The sequence below is a fragment of the Micromonospora sp. CA-263727 genome, from assembly GCF_050942455.1.
Lineage (GTDB): Bacteria > Actinomycetota > Actinomycetes > Mycobacteriales > Micromonosporaceae > Micromonospora.
Map to the genome: position 1 here is coordinate 6,308,474 of NZ_CP192031.1, position 16,623 is coordinate 6,325,096.

Here is a 16,623-nt window from a genome sequence, read left to right on the forward strand (position 1 = left end):
CGCCGAACGCGTGCCCTCCCACGATCCGTACGGGTCGGTAGCGGCCGTCGTCAGTCGGTGACGTTCAGACCCATCGACCGGGCGGTGCCGGCGATGATCTTCTCAGCCTGGTCGAGGTCGTTGGCGTTGAGGTCGGCCATCTTCTTCTCGGCGATCTCACGCAGCTGGGCGCGGGTCACCGAGCCGACCTTCTGGGTGTGCGGGACGCCCGAGCCCTTCTGCACACCGGCGGCCTTGATCAGCAGCCGGGCGGCGGGCGGGGTCTTCAGCACGAAGGTGAAGGAGCGGTCCTCGTACACGCTGATCTCGGCGGGGACGATGTCGCCCCGCTGCGACTCGGTCTGCGCGTTGTACGACTTGCAGAACTCCATGATGTTCACGCCGTGCTGACCGAGCGCGGGGCCGACCGGCGGCGCCGGGGTGGCCTGGCCCGCCGGCAGCTGAAGCGTGAACGTCTTGACGAGCTTCTTCTTCGGAGGCATGTCACTTCCTGGGGCTTGGAACTGGGAAAGGTTCGCACCGACATCGCCATCCGGGCGCGCACGGTCAGCGCGGGTGCGGCGGCGACGACGTTCTAGGGTAGCGCAGGCCGGGATGCACCCGCCCACGGAGGTTGGCCGGCCGGGCGAACCGGGCACCCGGTGGCGACCGCCGGCGGCGGATTCCCGCCGCCGCCAACGGTCGGCGGGTCAGATCTTGGCGACCTGGTTGAAGTTCAGCTCCACCGGCGTCTCCCGGCCGAAGATCGACACCAGCACCTTGAGCTTCTGCTGGTCGGCGTTGATCTCGCTGATCGTCGCCGGCAGCGAGGCAAAGGCACCGTCGGTGACGGTCACCGAGTCGCCGACCTCGAAGTCGAGGACCTTCACCTCGGGCTTGGCCTTCTTCTGCTCGGTCTCGACGGCCGGCGCCAGCCACTTCAGCACCTCGTCGAGGCTCAGCGGCGCCGGGCGGTCGGCCCGGTCCGTGGCACCCACGAAGCCGGTGACCCCCGGCGTGTTGCGCACACAGGAGTAGGACTCCGCGGTCAGCTCCATCCGGACCAGGATGTAGCCCGGGAAGACCTTGGCCTGCACCTGGGACCGCTTGCCGTTCTTGACCTCGACCTCTTCCCGGGTCGGCACCTCGACCTGGTAGATGTAGTCCTCCATGTCGAGGGACGTGATCCGGGTCTCGAGGTTGGTCTTGACCTTGTTCTCGTAGCCGGCGTACGAGTGCACCACGTACCAGTCGCCCGGCGCGTAGCGCAGCTTCTGCCGCAGCTCCGCGACCGGGTCGAAGTCCTCGTCGGGCGCGGGCTCCGTCATCGCGAACTCCGGCTCGCTGGCGGCCTCGACCGACTCGTCACCAGCCGCCGTCGCCACCGCGGACTGCTCGTCCGGGGTCTCGGCGGTCTCGTCGTACTCAGGCACGCTCGCTCACTTCCGTAACTATCGGCACAATCAGCCGGTCAGCTTGGGTTGCCGAAGACCCACAGCACGCCCTTGGCGAAGAAGAAGTCGAGGACGGCCACGATCGTCAGCATCACCGCGACGAACGCGATCACCACGGCCGTGTAGGTCAGCAGCTCCTTGCGGGTCGGCCAGATGACCTTACGCAGTTCGGCCACGACCTCGCGGACGAAACGCGCGATGCGACCGAAGAGACCCACCTTGCCGGCGGTCTCCGCCTTGGCCCGTTCCCGGGTGGCGGTGCCGCCCCGGGAGACCGGCTCGTCCGCGTCGGTGGCGTCGTCGCCGGCGCCGTCCTCGACGACCTCGTCGTTCCGGCGGTCGTCGTCGGCGTCCTCGCCGCGCCGCTTGTTGTCGGCCACTTCGCCCTCCGTCGCGGGATGTCGGTGTCGCACGCGGTGCGCGTGCGCGGCGTTTGGTCACGCCGGCCGGACCCAACCGTCCCGGGACGGGCCGCGGCCGGCGGATCAACCGGAAGGCCCGATGCCTCGGAACCCTCCCGCCGATGCCACCACCACGGGCCGGACGCCACCGAACGGCGGCGGGACCCACGGAACGGTCAGGCCTGAGGCGCAGGGGTGACAGGACTTGAACCTGCAGCCTGCGGTTTTGGAGACCGCTGCTCTGCCAATTGAGCTACACCCCTGTGCGGCAACGCTCGCCCCACCCGGCCACACGACCAGGCAGGAGTCACTTGCCCCACGGCGGACCAGTGTACGGGTACCGACCCGACTTTCCCAACCGGTCTACCCGCCGCGCCGCGCGGCGCAGGTCAGGCCCGCGTCCGCACGGTCGCCCGCGCCTGCGAGAGGACCTTCTCACCGAGGCAGGTGGCGGTGACGTCGAGCCTGGTCAGGCCGGCTTCGGTCACCTCGCGGACCACCGCGGTCACCACGATCTCGGTGCCCTCGTCGTCGTCGGGCACGACCACCGGGCGGGTGAACCGCACCCCGTACTCGACCACCGCGTCGGGTGCGCCGGCCCAGGCGGTGACGGCCCGGCCGACCAGCGCCATGGTGAACATGCCGTGGGCGATCACCCCGGGCAGGCCGACCTTCGCGGCGAACCGGTCGCTCCAGTGGATCGGGTTGAAGTCGCCCGAGGCACCGGCGTAACGGACCAGGTCCGCCCGGGTCACCCGGAACGTCTGGGTGGGCAGTTCCACGTCACGCCTCCCCGCGTACGACAATCTTGGACCAGACGGCGACCACCGGCTCGCCGGCGGTGGTGCGGACGTCGGTCCTGGTGGTCAGGAACTCGTGCCCGCCGCGGCTGGTGATGTCCTCGACGGTGTTGACACAGACCAGTTCGTCACCGGCGACCACCGGCCGGGTGTACGCGAACCGCTGGTCACCGTGGACGACCCGGCTGTAGTCGACGCCGAGGGCCGGATCCTCGATCAGCTGGCGACTGGCGGCCATGGTGAGCACCACCGGGAAGGTCGGCGGCGCGACCACGTCCGGGTGGCCAAGCGCGCGGGCGGTCTCCGGATCGTGGTGGGCGGGATCGGTGGCCCCGATCGCGGTCGCGAACTCGCGGATCTTCTCGCGGCCAACCTGGTAGGGCGCGGTCGGCGGATAGCTCCGGCCGACAAAGGAGTGGTCCAGGGACATGCCGCGAACCTACACGCAGAACACGACCGCCGGCCCGTGCGGTCGGCCGCGGCCCGGCAGGCCGCGCACCGTCCACAGAGACCGGCGATCGTCGTACGTACGGGAGCCGGGCCGATCGGCCCGGACCGGGTTCAGCGCGTCTCGCGGTGAACGGTGTGCCGTCCGTCCCGGGGGCAGAACTTCTTCAGCTCGATGCGGTCCGGGTCGTTACGGCGGTTCTTGCGCGTGATGTAGTTGCGCTCCTTGCACTCCACACACGCCAAAGTGATCTTCGGCCGGACATCGGTCGCCTTCGCCACGGCGGAGTGCCTTCCTCGCTAACGGATACAACTACGGCGCTACAGCCTACGCGCTGCCTGCGCGGACACGCAAAGCGGGCGCCTATGGCGCCCGTCTCACCCGACCACCAGGAGAAACCCGGCAGTTGAGAGTAGCGGTGGCCGGACTTGAACCGGCGACACAGCGATTATGAGCCGCTTGCTCTGCCATCTGAGCTACACCGCCGTGGTGGGCCCAGCCGGACCCTCTGAGCCCCCTTACGGAATCGAACCGTAGACCTTCTCCTTACCATGGAGACGCTCTGCCGACTGAGCTAAGGGGGCCTGCGCGATCACCCGGTGGCCGCGCAGAGGTAAGCGTACACGGCCCCGCGGCACTGGTGAAATCGGATCCCCCGGGACGCCTCAGGCCCAGCTCAGGGCACCACACGCAGGCGCGGAAGCTCACTTTCGGTGATCGACTCCGGGTCGACCTGGGCGCCGAACCAGGCCTCCAACCGCTCGTACGGCAGCGGGCGGCTGAACAGGAATCCCTGACCGATCTCGCAGCCGATGTCCTGGAGCAACTCCAGGGTCAACTCGCTCTCCACCCCCTCGGCCACCACGGTCAGACCGAACTGCTGGGAGAGGGTCACCACGGCGTTGACGATCGCCAGGTCTCCCGGGTCGGTCGCCATTCCCTGCACGAAGGAACGGTCGACCTTCACCTCGTGCACCGGCAGCCGGCGCAGGTGGGCCAGCGAGGAACTGCCGGTGCCGAAGTCGTCCACCGACAGGCGGACCCCGAGGTCACGCAGGCGACGCAGGGTCGGGATGGGCCGCTCGGTGCCGTCGAGCACCCCGGCCTCCGTGATCTCCAAGGTCAGCAGCTGCGCCGGGACGCCGTACTCGTCGAGCAGCTCGCGTACCCGCTCCGGAAAGCGCTGGTCGGTGAGCGTACGCGCGGAGAGGTTGACCGCGACGGCGAGTGACTGGCCGCCGTGCGCCCAGTCCCGGCTGTGCCGCAGCCCCTCCCGGAGCACGAACTCGGTGAGCCGGCCGAGCTGGCCGGTGTGCTCGGCCACCGCGACGAAGTCCTCCGGGGTGACCGTGCCGTGCGTCGGATGCTCCCAGCGGGCCAGGCACTCCACCCCGACCAGCCGGCGGTCGCGCAGCGTCACCTTGGGTTGGTAGTAGATCTCCAGCTCGCCGCCGTCGAGGGCGCTGCGCAGGTCCCCGGCGAGCCCGAGCCGACGCAGCGACCGGGACTCCAGCGCCGGGCTGTAGAGCTGCACGCTCCCCGGGACCGACTTCGCCGCGGTCGCCGCCACGTCCACCCGTTGCAGCAGGGTGGCGGGATCACTGCCGTGGTCCGGGTGCACGACGACCCCGACGGCGGTGTCCACGTCCAGCGTGAGGGCGTCGAAGACCATCTCGTCCCGGATCTGCTCGCGCAGCTGGCCGGCGAGTTCCACCGCCGCCTCGGCGCTCTCCAGCCGCAGGGTGACCAGGAACTCGTCGCCGCCGACCCGGCCGACCAGCGCGGCCGACGGCACGCACCCGCGCAGCCGGTCGGCCACCTCGATCAGCACCTTGTCACCCGCGGCGTGGCCGAGGGATTCGTTGACCTGGCGCAGCCGGTCGACGTCGAAGAGCAGCAGCGCGACCACCTCGCCCGGGGCCCGGATCCGGACCGCCTCGGTCAGCGCGCCGAGGATCCGGCGGCGGTTGGGCAGCTTGGTGAGCCCGTCGTGGTACGCGTCGTGGCGCAGTCGGTCGACCAGCCGGGAATTCTCCAGCGCCACCGCGGCATGCGCCGCGACCGTCTCGAAGACGGTGACATCCGCCGCCCGGAAAACGTTGGTGTCACCGAGCCGGTTGGCGACCTCCAGGGTGCCGATGACCGCCTTGCCCGAGCGCAGCGGCACCACGATCACGTCCTTGACCGCCGTCTGCCCGAGCGTCTCGCGCAGCTTCGGATCGCCGCCGAGCCGGTCGCTCACCGCCACCGTCTCCTGGCGGGCCATCGCGGCGTCGCGCAGCGCCGCCGGACTGAGCGTGGAGTCGAGCAGCCCCGGTTTGCCTTCCTGGGCGGTCAGCAGCACCTCCGGGTGGCGCCCCTGGGCAGGCAACCAGAGGGTGGCGGACTCGGCCTGCATGAGGCTGCGGATCCGGACCAGCAACGCGTCGATGAGATTTCCGGCCGGCCCGCTCTCGGTGATCGCCTTGGTGAGGTCGTACATCTCCGAGAGGGTGCGGTGCTGCCGGAGGAACTGCGCGTACGAGCTGTAGATCAACGCGAACGCCAGGGCCAGCCCCGCGAAGATCAGGATGGCCCACGGCGTGCTGTCCAGCGCGATGATGATCAGCAGGCCGATGGACAGGTTGATCGCGACCCCGAGCAGCATGGGTGGGGCCGCGGCCCGGATCAGCTCCCGCCCGGCCTGCCAGCCCTGCACCACGGTGAAGACCCCGGCCATGGCGGCGACCTGGACCAGGCTGTGGGTGCCGATGGCGGCGAGAAGGGCAACCCAGACAGCCGGCCCGACGCCCCCGGACTTCGGCAGCACGGTGTAGACCACCGTGGCCAGCGAGGTCGCCGCCGCCGCACCGGCCACGTTGAACCAGAGCTTCACCGGCAGCAGCTTGCGCCGCATCTGGATCACGAGCGAAGCCACGGTGTACGCCAGCACCACCGACAACGGCGGAAGCGCGAACAACGCGACGACGAGCGGGATCTCGGTCGGGAAGACCGTGAACGCCTGCCGTCGGATCACCACGGTGATGGTCGGCAAAGTGGCAACGACCATCGCCACGGTGAGCAGCAGGGTGACCGGCAGCTCACCCAGGGCAGGGTCAACCGTCAGCCCGAGCAGGAGGCAGACGACCACCGCACACAGCGCCAACGGCCCAGTGATGAGCCAGGCGTGTTCCGTGCGCCGATAAGCGGAACGCGGACGAGACGTCATGCTTCCCCTCGTCGGTTCAGCAGTGGCCGAGCGGGGGGCGATCGCCCGTCAGGGCAGCAACCCGCCCAGTGCGGGCATGACCCAGTCAATGCCGGAGGTACGGAATTCAGGCTCGGCGGCAGTGCCGGACACGAACACCAAGCCGAGAACCAACGCGAGGGAGCCGAACAGCCGGCCCAGACGTTGAGCAGACATCTGTGCTCCTGGGTGGGGTGATCACAAACGTAAAGGAGGTCTCCCGATGGTGCCACAGCCGATCCGCTCGTGGAAAGCTCACCGACCCGATGTTGGTCTGATCGTCGCCCTTCGCGGCACGTCCGGATCCAACCCGTGCACGTCTGGGCAGGCCAGAGCGGGCAAGCCGGCGACCAGGTTGGAAGAAGACACCAACCGCTCATTACTTTCTAAGGTGATGTAGCGGGTCTAGCGGACAGCGCCCCGACCTCGCCGGGCCGGGTCGCAGCCGTCCTCGGCTCGCCCTCCACCCGGGCGACATCCCCCGGTGGCCTCGACCGCAGATGCCTCTGTGAAACGTCTGTCGCAGATGGACCGGATCAAAGACCAGCCACGGATCAACGAGAACAGCCCCTGATCAGCATCTCTGCTGGTCAAGGGCTGTTGTCGCACCTGGTGGCGGGTAGAGGATTCGAACCTCTGTAGCTTTCGCGACGGATTTACAGTCCGCTCCCATTGGCCGCTCGGGCAACCCGCCAAGGCGTACCACCGCACCGTGGCGCGGCGGCGGAAGCAAGGATAGCGGCTCCACCCGCCGCCAGCGCAACCGGGTACCGTCAGGGGGTCGCACCGCTGGTCAGCGGAGGACGAAAGACTACAAACCAGCCGGACAGCAGGAGCATGAGTATGGCAGCGAACCCGTCGTTCGACATCGTGAGCAAGGTCGATCGCCAGGAGGTCGACAACGCCCTCCGCCAGGCGGAGAAGGAGCTCGGGACGCGGTTCGACTTCCGGGGCACCGGCGCGGAGATCTCCTGGTCGGGCGAGGAGGCGATCAGCCTCCAGGCGGAGACCGAGGAGCGCGTCCGGGCCGCGCTGGACGTCTTCCGGGAGAAGCTGATCAAGCGGAACATCTCGCTGAAGTCGTTGGACGCCGGCGACCCTCGCCCATCGGGCAAGATCTTCAAGATCGACGCCAAGGTGGTGCAGGGCATCAACCAGGACAAGGCCAAGGCGATCAGCAAGAAGATCCGCGACGAGGGCCCGAAGGGGGTCCAGGCGCAGATCCAGGGCGACCAGCTGCGCGTCACCGGCAAGAAGAAGGACGACCTCCAAGCCGTCATCGCGCTGCTGAAGAGCGAGGACTTCGGCGTCGCCCTTCAGTTCACCAACTACCGGTGAGCCTCGACCGACCCGAGCGGTAGCGCTGCCCGGCGTGTTGCTGGGCAGGCTCGCCGGATCGTCGCCTCGGTTGCTGCGGGCGGGAGCTTTCGTGGGGCCGGCATGTCCTTGTCTCTCACGGACGTGATTTCACACAGCCATAAATATTGCTCTGTGAAATCACGCTGCTGAGGACAACTGTCCCCCGGCCCGGCCCGGCCCGGTCCGGTCCGGCGCGGCGCGGATCGGGCGGAAGTGTGACGTTACCGGCCGAAGATCAGCAGCAGGACCACGGTCAGGATCGCGCTGACCAGGATCGACCCGAGGCAGCCCAAGCGGTTCGAAAAGAAGGCGAACACGCTGCCGGCATACCCGCGAAAAGCGCGGTCAGACGGTGACCGGGGCTTCGAGGCGTACCGTGGCGGCTTCCGCGCGGGCGATGGGGCCGGCGGGCAGGGCGGCGACCGCGGCCCCGACGGCGACCGCGGCCCCGGCGAAGAGGAAGGCCCAGGGCACTCCGCCGCCGTGGTCGACGATCAGGCCGGCGACGGCGCCACCCGCGGCGCTGGCGCCGACCGACATGGTCACCACCCAGGTGTACGCCTCGTTCAGCATGCTGGTCGGCGAGATCCGCCCGACCAGGGTGTTCTCCAGGATCAGTGCCGGCGCGATGGTGGCCCCACCGATGAGCAGGGCGACGCCCAGCGCGACCGGCGTGGACATCATGGCGAAGACGGCGAAGCTTCCCGCAACCCCGGCGAGCAGCCGGGAGAACTGGCGGGTCATGTTCCGGGCCGGGCGGCGGACGCCGAACCAGAACCCGCCGGCCGCGCTGCCGATCCCCCAGACGGCCAGCAGCAGGCCGGCGAGGCTGTCCGGGTCGGATGCGGTGTAGCCGGCGGCGAACGCCGGCACGGTCACCCCCGCCGCACCGAAGGCGATGCCGAGGCTGGCCACGCAGAGCAACAGCGCCGGGAAACCGGCGACCCGCAGCGGGCCGAGCCCCCGGGCGTGCTGCTCCCGGGAGTGCGGCTGCCAGCCGCGCATGGTCCGGCCGAGCGCCACCGCCACGGTGCCGGCCAGGGTCACCACCGCCGAGCCGATCAGCGCCGTCCCGGCGTCGGCGAAGAGGACGAACGCGGCCACGAGCAGCGGGCCGAGCACGAAGACGATCTCGAACAGGGTGGTCTCCGCGGCGAGCGCGGTGTTGCGCAGGTGGTATCGGCCGGAGGCGACGCTGGTCAGGTCGTTCCAGGCACCCCGGATCGCGGCGGTCATCGGTGGGAAGGACGCTCCGGCGATGGCCGCGGCGAGGAGGACCAGTGAGAAGGGCGCGGCGTCGGCGCGGGCCGACCAGAGCAGCCCGATCAGGGCCAGCGGGTGGGCGATCGCGGTGCCGAGCAGCACCGGGGTGGGGCCGATCCGGTCGGCGATCCGCCCGGCGACCGGGCTCAGCGCGGCCCCGGAGAGGGCGTAGCAGCCGCCGGCCACGGCGGCCAGCGAGTAGCGGCCGGTGACCTGCTCCACGACGAGCAGCAACGCCAGCGGCGTCATGCCGATCCCGAGCCGTCCGATGATGCCGGCGACCAGCAGCGTCGGTGCGCCCGGAAGCCGCCAGACGCCCAGATACCGGCGCAGCCCAGCCACGTACCCACCTCCACGGGAATGTAATGAGCGAGAGTCGTTTAGACCCTAACGCCCGGCACCCCGCCGGCAGAACGGTAAGCGCACTCACACCCGTACCCGGAAGACCGCCGCCCGCACCGGGCGGACCCGGCGCGGGCGGCGAAGGGGTTGGATGTCAGGTCAGCGCTGGTAACGAAGCGGGCCGGCGGACTGGGCAGCCATCTGCTCCAGCCGGGCCACCCGCTCCTCCATCCGCGGGTGGGTGGCGAAGAGCGCGGCGATCCCGCCGCCCTTGAACGGGTTGTCGATCATCAGGTGCGCGGTGCTGGTGAGCTGGCCCTCGGCCGGGAGGGGTCGGCGCTGGGTACCCATGTGGATCTTCCGCAGGGCGCTGGCCAGGGCCAGCGGGTCACGGGTCAGCTCGGCGCCCGAGGCGTCCGCCTGGAACTCGCGACTCCGGCTGATCGCCAGCTGGATGATGGTCGCGGCGATCGGCCCCAGGATGATGGTGAGCAGCAGCACGGCCGGGTTCGGCCCGTCCTCGTCGCTGTTGCCGCCGAGCGGGATGAACAGGGCGAGGTTGGCCAGCATGGTGATGATGCCGGCGAGACCGGCCGCCACGCTGGAGATGAGGATGTCCCGGTTGTAGACGTGCGACAGCTCGTGCCCGATGACTCCCCGCAACTCACGGTAGTCGAGGATCTCGACGATCCCCTGGGTCACGCAGACGGCGGCGTTCTGCGGGTTACGGCCGGTGGCGAACGCGTTGGGTTGGGCGGTCGGGCTCACGTAGAGCCGCGGCATCGGCTGCCGCGCCTCGGCGGCCAGCTCCCGCACCATGTGGTACAGCTCGGGGAACTGCGCCTCGCTGACCGGTTGCGCCCGCATCGAGCGCAGCGCCAGCTTGTCCGAGTAGAAGTACGTGATGCCGTTCATCACCAGCGACACCGCGACGGCGATGACCAGCCCGCCACTGCCGCCGAACCAGTAGCCCACCGCCAGGATCAGCGAGGTGAGCAGGCCGAGCAGCGCGGCGGTCTTCAGACGGTTGTGGTGCACGATCACTCCTTCGGTGCACGGATGTCGGGATCCGCTGACCGGTACAACACACCGGTACCCGTAAACCATCCGCCTCATGACTGAGAGTTACCTGAGTGACAGTCACGACCGGGAATTGCCGGTGGACGGGCGGGGTTCAGCCCCCGGCGAGATCGAGCACCAGCTGCGGCGCGAAACCGACGACCACGGCCACCGCGGTGGCCGCCGCCAGCGCGCCCGCCACCGCGCGGGCCGGCCGGGCCGTCGGCGCCATGGCGTCGGGGGCGTAGAGCAGCGCGGCGAATCGGAGGTAGTAGGCCAGGCCGATGACCGCGTTCACCGCCACCACCAACGCGAGCCAGCCCGCGTCGCCGCCGAGCAGCGACCGGACCACGGTCACCTTGGCGAACAGCCCGGCCAGCCCGGGCGGCAGGCCGGCCAGCCCGACCAGGGCGAACGCGAGGCCGGCACCGACCCACGGGTGCCGGCGGGCGGCGCCCCGCAGTTCGTCCAGCCGGCCGCCGTCCGCCCCGGCCGGGCGCAGGGCCACCACACCGGCGAAGGCCGCCAGCTCCAACAGCACGAAGAAGACGGCGTACGCGAGAGCCGCGGCGTACGCGGCGGCGCGGGCGTCGGCGTCGGCGGACAGGGCCAGCGCCCCGAGCGGGGCGAGGATGTAGCCGGCCTGGGCCACCGAGGACCAGGCCAGCAGCCGCACGGTACGCCGCTGGCGCAGCGCCACCAGGTTGCCCACGGTCATGGTCAGCGCGGCGACCAGGGCCAGCACCGGCCCGGTCACGTCCGGCGGCAGCGCGTGCTGCACCACCGCCAGCAGGGCCACCACGCCGCCGAGCTTCGACGCGGTCGACAGGTACGCGGCCACCGGCAGCGGTGCCCCGTCGTAGGTGGCCGGAGCCCAGGCGTGGAACGGGACCGCGGCCACCTTGAACGCCAGTCCCGCCACCACCAGCGTCACCGCGACCGTGGTCAGCGGCAGGTCGGGCAGTGCCGGGTCGGCGAGCAGCGTGCCCAGCCGCTCCAGGTGCAGCCCGCCGGTGACGGCGTAGAGCAGCGCGGCACCGAGCAGGGTCAGCGTGGTGGCCACCACGCTGACCACGAAGAAGGTCACCGCCGCCTCGGCGCTGGCCAGGCTGCCCCGGCGCAGGCCGACCAGGATGTACAGCGGCAGCGTAAGGGTCTCCACCGCCACGATCAGGGTGATCAGGTCGCCGGCCGCGCCGAGCACCACGCCGCCGGTCATCGAACAGGCGAGCAGGAAGCAGAACTCGCCCACCGGGGTCTGCCCGGCCCGCAGCAGCGGCCCGGAGAGCGCCAGCACGCCGAGGACGAGCAGCGGCACCACCGTGGCGACCAGGGCCGCCCGGCCGCCGAAGACGTACGAGCAGTCGGCGCCCACGCAGAACGTGCGGCGCTCACCGCCGGCACCGACCGCCGCCGCCCCGAGCGCGGTGGCGACCGCACCGACGGCCGCCGCGGCGACCGTCGCCGCCGGCCGGGCCAGCAGCAGGTCGACCAGGAGCACCAGCACGGCCGTCCCGGCGGCCAGGTACGCCGGCAGCAACGCCACACTGTCGACGCTCTGCACCACGCTCATGCCGGTACTCCGCTCCGCTGCGGGCCGGCATGGGACACCACCGCACCGCGCTGATGGTTCACTCGCTGACGCTCGTTCATGCCGGCACTCCGCTCCGCTGCGTGCCGTCATGAGACACCACCGCACCGCGCCGATGATTCACTCGCTGACGCTCGTTCATGGCAGCACCCCCACCAGGGCCGCGACCGGGGCCTCGGCAACGCCGAGCACCAGGGTCGGGGCCAGACCGACGGCCAACGCGAGCAGCACCAGCGGCACCCAGGCGGCCAGTTCGGCGCGGGCCAGCCCCGGGGCCAGCCCGGCGACCGTCGAAGTCGGCCGGCCGTGGGTCACCCGGCGCAGCAGCCGCAGCAGGTACGCCGCCGTCAGCGCACCGCCGATCGCGGCCAGCACGGCCAGCGTGGTCCAGAGCGCCCCGCCCACCTCGACGGCGGCGACCACGGCGAACGCCTCACCCCAGAAGCCGGCCAACCCGGGCAGCCCCAGCGAGGCGACCGCCGCGAACGCGAGCAACCCGGAGAGCCGCGGCGCGGTCTCCCGCAGCCCGGACAGCTCGCCGAGCGCGCCGGTGTGGGCACGGTCCTTGATCGCGCCGGCCAGGAAGAAGAGCAGCCCGGTGATGATGCCGTGCGCGACGTTGCCGATCAGCGCCGCCTGGATGCCGGTGGCGGTCAGCGTGGCGACCCCGAGCAGCACGAAGCCCATGTGCCCGACGCTGGAGTACGCGATCAGCCGCTTCAGCTCGGTCTGCGCCAGGCAGACCAGCGAGCCGACCAGGATGGCCGCGACGGCGAGCACGCCGAGCACCGGCGCCGCCCAGCGGGCGCCCTCCGGGGCCACCCCGACCGCGACCCGGATCAGGCCGTACGTGCCCATCTTGAGCAGCACCCCGGCGAGCAGCACGCTGCCCACGGTCGGCGCCTGGGTGTGCGCGTCGGGGAGCCAGGAGTGCAGCGGCCAGAGCGGACTCTTCACCGCGAAGGCGACCGCGAGCAGGGTGAACGCGGCGAGCTGGGTGCCCCGGGACAGGCCGGTGCCGCCGGTCAGCGCGACGATGTCGGCGGTGCCGGCGGCGGCCACCACGACGTAGACGCCGACCAGCAACAGCACCGAGCCGAAGAGGGTGTACAGGGCGAACTTCCGCCCCGCGCGGCGTCGCGCGTCGACCGCCGCCGGGTCGGTGCCGTCGCCGCCCCAGCCGACGATGATCGCGTACATCGGCAGCAGGACGACCTCGAAGAAGAGGAAGAAGAGCACCAGGTCGAGGGCGAGGAAGGTGCCCAGGATGCCGACCTCGACCACCAGCAGCAGCGCCACCAGCGCCCGCCCGCTGCCGCCGGCCGGCACCCGCCAGAGGCTGTAGCCGCAGCAGAGCAGGGTGAGCAGGGCGGTCAGCACCACCAGCGGCCAGGAGATGCCGTCCACCCCGAGGTGGAAACGCAGCTCCAGCCCCGGCACCCAGGGCAGGTCGACCGAGTGCCAGGGCAGCACCGCCGGTTGCGTCGGCCGGTAGGAGACCCAGCCGGCGTCCCGGCCCGCGAGCAGGGCGACCGCCGCGACCAGGGTCAGCGCGGCGGCGACCGTGCCCACCACCCGGGCCGCCCGGTCGCGGGGCGTGGCCGCCACCGCGAGCGCACCGAGGGCCGGCACCGCGAGCACCGCGACCAGCAGGAACTCCCCGAACGTCATGACGGCACTCCGATCAGGGCGGCGGCGAGGCTGATCAGCAGTGCGCCGGCGAGCACCGCGACGACGGCCCGGGGCAGCGCCGTCCGGTGCAGGTCACCCAGCCCGCCGCCGAGGGCGCGGGCGGCGCGGCCGGTGCCGAGCACCGCCCCGTCCACCACCCGCTCGTCGGCGGCGCGGGCCAGCCGGCCGAGCGCGGTCGTGGGGCGTACCACCAGGGTGTGTTGGAGGTCGTCGAGCCGGAACCCGCGGGCGAGGACCGGCCGCAGCGGACCGAGCGCCGCCGCCGGGTCGGCCGCGGTGTCGCGTCGCCAGCCCAGCCAGGCCAGCCCGGCACCGACGAGCAGCAACGCCATCGGCAGCAGCACGGTCGGGGCCAGGTGGATCAGCCCGTCCGCCGGCATCAGGTCCGACACCGCCTCCGGGTCGGCCGGCAGCGTGCGTTGCAGGTGGGTGGAGAACCAGCCCGGAAAGCCGGCGAGGCCGAGCAGGGCCGCCGGGACGGCCAGCGCCAGCATCGGCCAGCGCAGCACCGTGGGCGGGTCGTGCGGGTGGGGCAGCGGGGTGCGGGGGGCACCGAAGAAGGTTCGCAGCAGCAGCCGGGTGGCGTACCAGGCGGTGACGGCGACGCCGGCCAGCGCGGCGAGCCAGACCAGCCAGCCCACCCAGGCGGGGGCCGGGCCGTCGCCGTGCAGGGCGGCCCCCTCGGCGGCGGCGAGCACGCCCTCCTTGCTCCAGAAGCCGGAGAGCGGGGGTACGCCGGCCAGCGCGCCGAGCCCGAGCACCGTGCACCAGAAGGTCACCGGCATGGCGTGCCGCAGTCCGCCCATCCGGGACATCAGCGCCGTGCCGACGGAGTGGATCACCGCACCGGCGGCGAGGAACAGCAGCGCCTTGAAGGCGGCGTGGGTGAGCAGGTGGAACAGGGCGGCGGGTGGTGAGCCGACGGCGAGGGCGCCGGTCATGTAGCCGATCTGGGAGACCGTGGACCAGGCGAGCACCCGCTTGATGTCGTCCTGCGCGGTGGCCGCGAGCGCACCGAGCAGCAGGGTCACCGAGGCCATCACACCGAGCACGGCCAGCGTGACCGGAGTGGCCGCGAAGAGCGGGAAGAGCCGGCTGACCGCGTACACCCCGGCGGCCACCATGGTCGCGGCGTGGATCAGCGCGGAGATCGGGGTGGGACCGGCCATCGCGTCCGGCAACCAGGTGTGCAGCGGGAACTGGGCGCTCTTGCCGGCCACCCCGGCGAGCAGCAGCAGGCAGGCGGCGGTGAGCGTACCGGCGGAGTGGTCGTGGGCCAGCACGTCGGCGATCCGGAAGCTGCCCGCCGAGACGCCGAGCAGCGCGATGCCGAGCAGGAAGCCGACGTCGCCGACCCGGGTCACCAGGAACGCCTTCATCGCGGCGGCCGGCGCCTCCGGCAGCCGCCGGTCGTGGGCGATGAGCAGGTACGAGCAGAGCCCCATCACCTCCCAGCCGACCAGCAGCATGATCAGGTCCCCGGAGACCACCACCAGCAGCATGGCGGCGGTGAAGAGACTGATCTGCGCCGCGTACGGCGGGTAGCGGTGGTCGATGTCCCCGTCGTCGCGCGGGCCACCGGTCAGATAGCCGGTCGAGTAGACCTGCACGGCCAGGGCGACCGCGGCGACCGCGACGGCGACCAGCGCGGCGGCGCCGTCGAGGCGTACCCCGAGGGTGACGGTGAGCCCGCCGAGGTCGATCCAGGTGGTCGACGCCTCCGCCGGTCCGTCGAGGCTGACCAGCAGCGCCACCGCCAGGGCGAGGGCGCCGGCCGCGCCGGCCACCCCCAGGACGATGGCCGCCCGGCGGGCGGTATCCGGTGCGCTGGCCGCGCCGTGCCGCGCGGGCGGCAGCAACAGACCGAGCAGGCCGGCGACCAGCGGTACGCCCGGCAGCAGCGCGCCCAGCAGCGTCGTGGTGCTCACCGCTCCCCCTTCGGCCGACCGGTGCCCGACACGCCGACCGGCTCGACCGGGACCGCCTCGTCGTCGGGGCGCTCGGCCAGCGGGACCTCGTCGACGGCGACGCTGGCCCGCATCCGGTAGAGCTGGAGCACGATCGCCAGCCCCACCCCGATCTCGGCGGCGGCCAGCACGATCACGAAGAGCGCGAAGACCTGGCCGCCGTGCGGCAGCAGCGCCTTCGCCGTGGTGTCGGCGGTGACCAGGATCAGGTTCACCGCGTTGAGCATCAGCTCGACGGCCATCAGCACCAGCACCGCGTTGCGTCGGCGCAGCACGCCGTACACGCCGAGGCCAAAGAGCAGCGCGGCGGTGACGTACGGGATGACGGGCCTCACCGCGTCGCCCCCCGTTCCCGGCCGGTGTCGGCCGGTGTCCGCCGGCCGGCGCTGTCCGTGCTTCCCCGGCCGGCGCTGGACGAGCCGATGTCGGGGCGGGACAGCACGATCGCGCCGACCAGCGCCGACAGCAGCAGCACCGAGAGCACCTCGAAGGGCAGCACCCAGCTGCCGAAGACCTGCTCACCGATGCGTTCGGCGGTGCCCGCGTCGGGCAGCTCGACCCTTGTCCAGCGGTACGCGTCGACCAGCAGCGCCGACAGGCCCAGCCCCGCCCCGCCACCGATCAGCGCGGCCGGCCAGCCGGGACGGTCCAGATCGTCCGAGGCACCGATCGGCGCCCGGGTCAGCATCACCGCGAACAGCAGCAGCACCACCACCGCGCCGACGTAGATCAGCACCTGTACCCAGGCCACCAGCTCGGCGCCGAGCACGAGGTACATGCCGGCCAGGGCACCCAGGCAGACCACCAGGTAGAGGCCGGCGCGGACGAGGTGTCGGGTCGCCACCACCAGCACCGCCGAACCGACGGCCACCGCGCCGAGGGCGAGCAGCAGGACATCCACCCCGGTCACGCCGAAGCACCTTCGCCGTCAGTGCCTTCGCCGTCGCCGCCCGAGGGCTTGCCGCTGCCACGGTCCGACGGCTTGCCGCTGCCTTCGGCAGGCTTGCCGCTGCCTTCGGCGGGCGTACCGTCGCCGGTTGTG

Annotated in this window: 16 protein-coding genes and 4 tRNA genes; 1 reads left to right on the forward strand and 19 read right to left on the reverse strand. The window is 71.7% G+C overall.

What is annotated here, in order from left to right:
* Nucleotides 1-50: 50 nt before the first annotated feature.
* The 12 genes from rplK to ACQPYA_RS27710 form a co-directional block, all read right to left on the reverse strand.
* Entirely contained in the window at nt 51-482 is a 432-nt protein-coding gene (gene rplK / locus ACQPYA_RS27655) for a 50S ribosomal protein L11 (protein ID WP_093403591.1), read from the reverse strand.
* A 207-nt stretch (nt 483-689) separates the two neighbouring features.
* Nucleotides 690-1,412 carry a transcription termination/antitermination protein NusG gene (nusG, locus tag ACQPYA_RS27660; RefSeq protein ID WP_433529955.1) on the reverse strand — a complete coding sequence of 241 codons (723 nt, stop codon included), beginning with the start codon at nt 1,410-1,412 and terminating at the stop codon, nt 690-692.
* 38 nt (nt 1,413-1,450) lie between these two features.
* Nucleotides 1,451-1,813, reverse strand: a complete 363-nt coding sequence (secE, locus tag ACQPYA_RS27665) for a preprotein translocase subunit SecE (RefSeq protein ID WP_433529956.1) — start codon at nt 1,811-1,813, stop codon at nt 1,451-1,453.
* A gap of 211 nt (nt 1,814-2,024) precedes the next feature.
* Nucleotides 2,025-2,097 (reverse strand) — tRNA-Trp (locus ACQPYA_RS27670).
* Between the two features lie 126 nt (nt 2,098-2,223).
* Entirely contained in the window at nt 2,224-2,616 is a 393-nt protein-coding gene (locus ACQPYA_RS27675; protein WP_433529957.1) for a MaoC family dehydratase, read from the reverse strand.
* A gap of 1 nt (nt 2,617) precedes the next feature.
* The gene (locus ACQPYA_RS27680; RefSeq protein ID WP_433529958.1) at nt 2,618-3,064 is read right to left on the reverse strand and encodes an FAS1-like dehydratase domain-containing protein; all 447 of its coding nucleotides are present in this window, start codon (nt 3,062-3,064) and stop codon (nt 2,618-2,620) included.
* Nucleotides 3,065-3,195: 131 nt separating this feature from the next.
* The gene (rpmG, locus tag ACQPYA_RS27685) at nt 3,196-3,363 is read right to left on the reverse strand and encodes a 50S ribosomal protein L33 (protein ID WP_007073056.1); all 168 of its coding nucleotides are present in this window, start codon (nt 3,361-3,363) and stop codon (nt 3,196-3,198) included.
* Between the two features lie 132 nt (nt 3,364-3,495).
* Nucleotides 3,496-3,568, reverse strand: a tRNA-Met gene (locus tag ACQPYA_RS27690).
* A 25-nt stretch (nt 3,569-3,593) separates the two neighbouring features.
* A tRNA-Thr gene (locus ACQPYA_RS27695) sits at nt 3,594-3,666 on the reverse strand.
* A 92-nt stretch (nt 3,667-3,758) separates the two neighbouring features.
* Nucleotides 3,759-6,290: a putative bifunctional diguanylate cyclase/phosphodiesterase gene (locus ACQPYA_RS27700; RefSeq protein ID WP_433529959.1), complete on the reverse strand. Its 2,532-nt coding sequence runs from the start codon at nt 6,288-6,290 to the stop codon at nt 3,759-3,761.
* 48 nt (nt 6,291-6,338) lie between these two features.
* On the reverse strand, nt 6,339-6,485 hold the full coding sequence (locus tag ACQPYA_RS27705; RefSeq protein ID WP_433529960.1) for a hypothetical protein: 147 nt from the start codon (nt 6,483-6,485) through the stop codon (nt 6,339-6,341).
* A gap of 433 nt (nt 6,486-6,918) precedes the next feature.
* Nucleotides 6,919-7,002, reverse strand: a tRNA-Tyr gene (locus tag ACQPYA_RS27710).
* Nucleotides 7,003-7,151: 149 nt separating this feature from the next.
* Here ACQPYA_RS27710 and ACQPYA_RS27715 point away from each other — a divergent pair.
* The gene (locus ACQPYA_RS27715) at nt 7,152-7,646 is read left to right on the forward strand and encodes a YajQ family cyclic di-GMP-binding protein (RefSeq protein WP_433533652.1); all 495 of its coding nucleotides are present in this window, start codon (nt 7,152-7,154) and stop codon (nt 7,644-7,646) included.
* Between the two features lie 366 nt (nt 7,647-8,012).
* Here ACQPYA_RS27715 and ACQPYA_RS27720 read toward each other — a convergent pair whose 3' ends face one another.
* From ACQPYA_RS27720 to ACQPYA_RS27750, 7 genes are all read right to left on the reverse strand, one after another.
* Nucleotides 8,013-9,272 (reverse strand): MFS transporter, encoded by a 1,260-nt coding sequence (locus ACQPYA_RS27720; protein ID WP_433529961.1) that lies wholly within the window; start codon nt 9,270-9,272, stop codon nt 8,013-8,015.
* Between the two features lie 159 nt (nt 9,273-9,431).
* The gene (gene htpX / locus ACQPYA_RS27725; protein WP_433529962.1) at nt 9,432-10,310 is read right to left on the reverse strand and encodes a zinc metalloprotease HtpX; all 879 of its coding nucleotides are present in this window, start codon (nt 10,308-10,310) and stop codon (nt 9,432-9,434) included.
* Nucleotides 10,311-10,446: 136 nt separating this feature from the next.
* Nucleotides 10,447-11,904, reverse strand: a complete 1,458-nt coding sequence (locus ACQPYA_RS27730; RefSeq protein WP_433529963.1) for an NADH-quinone oxidoreductase subunit N — start codon at nt 11,902-11,904, stop codon at nt 10,447-10,449.
* Nucleotides 11,905-12,060: 156 nt separating this feature from the next.
* Nucleotides 12,061-13,593: a complex I subunit 4 family protein gene (locus ACQPYA_RS27735; protein WP_433529964.1), complete on the reverse strand. Its 1,533-nt coding sequence runs from the start codon at nt 13,591-13,593 to the stop codon at nt 12,061-12,063.
* Nucleotides 13,590-15,542 carry an NADH-quinone oxidoreductase subunit 5 family protein gene (locus ACQPYA_RS27740; RefSeq protein WP_433529965.1) on the reverse strand — a complete coding sequence of 651 codons (1,953 nt, stop codon included), beginning with the start codon at nt 15,540-15,542 and terminating at the stop codon, nt 13,590-13,592. The genes ACQPYA_RS27735 and ACQPYA_RS27740 overlap by 4 nt, the downstream gene beginning before the upstream one ends.
* Nucleotides 15,539-15,916 (reverse strand): NADH-quinone oxidoreductase subunit NuoK, encoded by a 378-nt coding sequence (gene nuoK, locus ACQPYA_RS27745; protein WP_433529966.1) that lies wholly within the window; start codon nt 15,914-15,916, stop codon nt 15,539-15,541. Before nuoK ends, ACQPYA_RS27740 begins: the two co-directional genes overlap by 4 nt.
* On the reverse strand, nt 15,913-16,491 hold the full coding sequence (locus tag ACQPYA_RS27750) for an NADH-quinone oxidoreductase subunit J family protein (RefSeq protein ID WP_433529967.1): 579 nt from the start codon (nt 16,489-16,491) through the stop codon (nt 15,913-15,915). The genes nuoK and ACQPYA_RS27750 overlap by 4 nt, the downstream gene beginning before the upstream one ends.
* Nucleotides 16,492-16,623: the final 132 nt, after the last annotated feature.

Bases quoted from the DNA above. Each gene is read 5' to 3' on its own strand.
- rplK (WP_093403591.1), bottom strand. From the start codon at position 482: ATGCCTCCGAAGAAGAAGCTCGTCAAGACGTTCACGCTTCAGCTGCCG.
- ACQPYA_RS27680 (WP_433529958.1), bottom strand. From the start codon at position 3,064: ATGTCCCTGGACCACTCCTTTGTCGGCCGGAGCTATCCGCCGACCGCG.
- ACQPYA_RS27700 (WP_433529959.1), bottom strand. From the start codon at position 6,290: ATGACGTCTCGTCCGCGTTCCGCTTATCGGCGCACGGAACACGCCTGG.
- ACQPYA_RS27705 (WP_433529960.1), bottom strand. From the start codon at position 6,485: ATGTCTGCTCAACGTCTGGGCCGGCTGTTCGGCTCCCTCGCGTTGGTT.
- ACQPYA_RS27715 (WP_433533652.1), top strand. From the start codon at position 7,152: ATGGCAGCGAACCCGTCGTTCGACATCGTGAGCAAGGTCGATCGCCAG.
- ACQPYA_RS27730 (WP_433529963.1), bottom strand. From the start codon at position 11,904: ATGAGCGTGGTGCAGAGCGTCGACAGTGTGGCGTTGCTGCCGGCGTAC.
- ACQPYA_RS27735 (WP_433529964.1), bottom strand. From the start codon at position 13,593: ATGACGTTCGGGGAGTTCCTGCTGGTCGCGGTGCTCGCGGTGCCGGCC.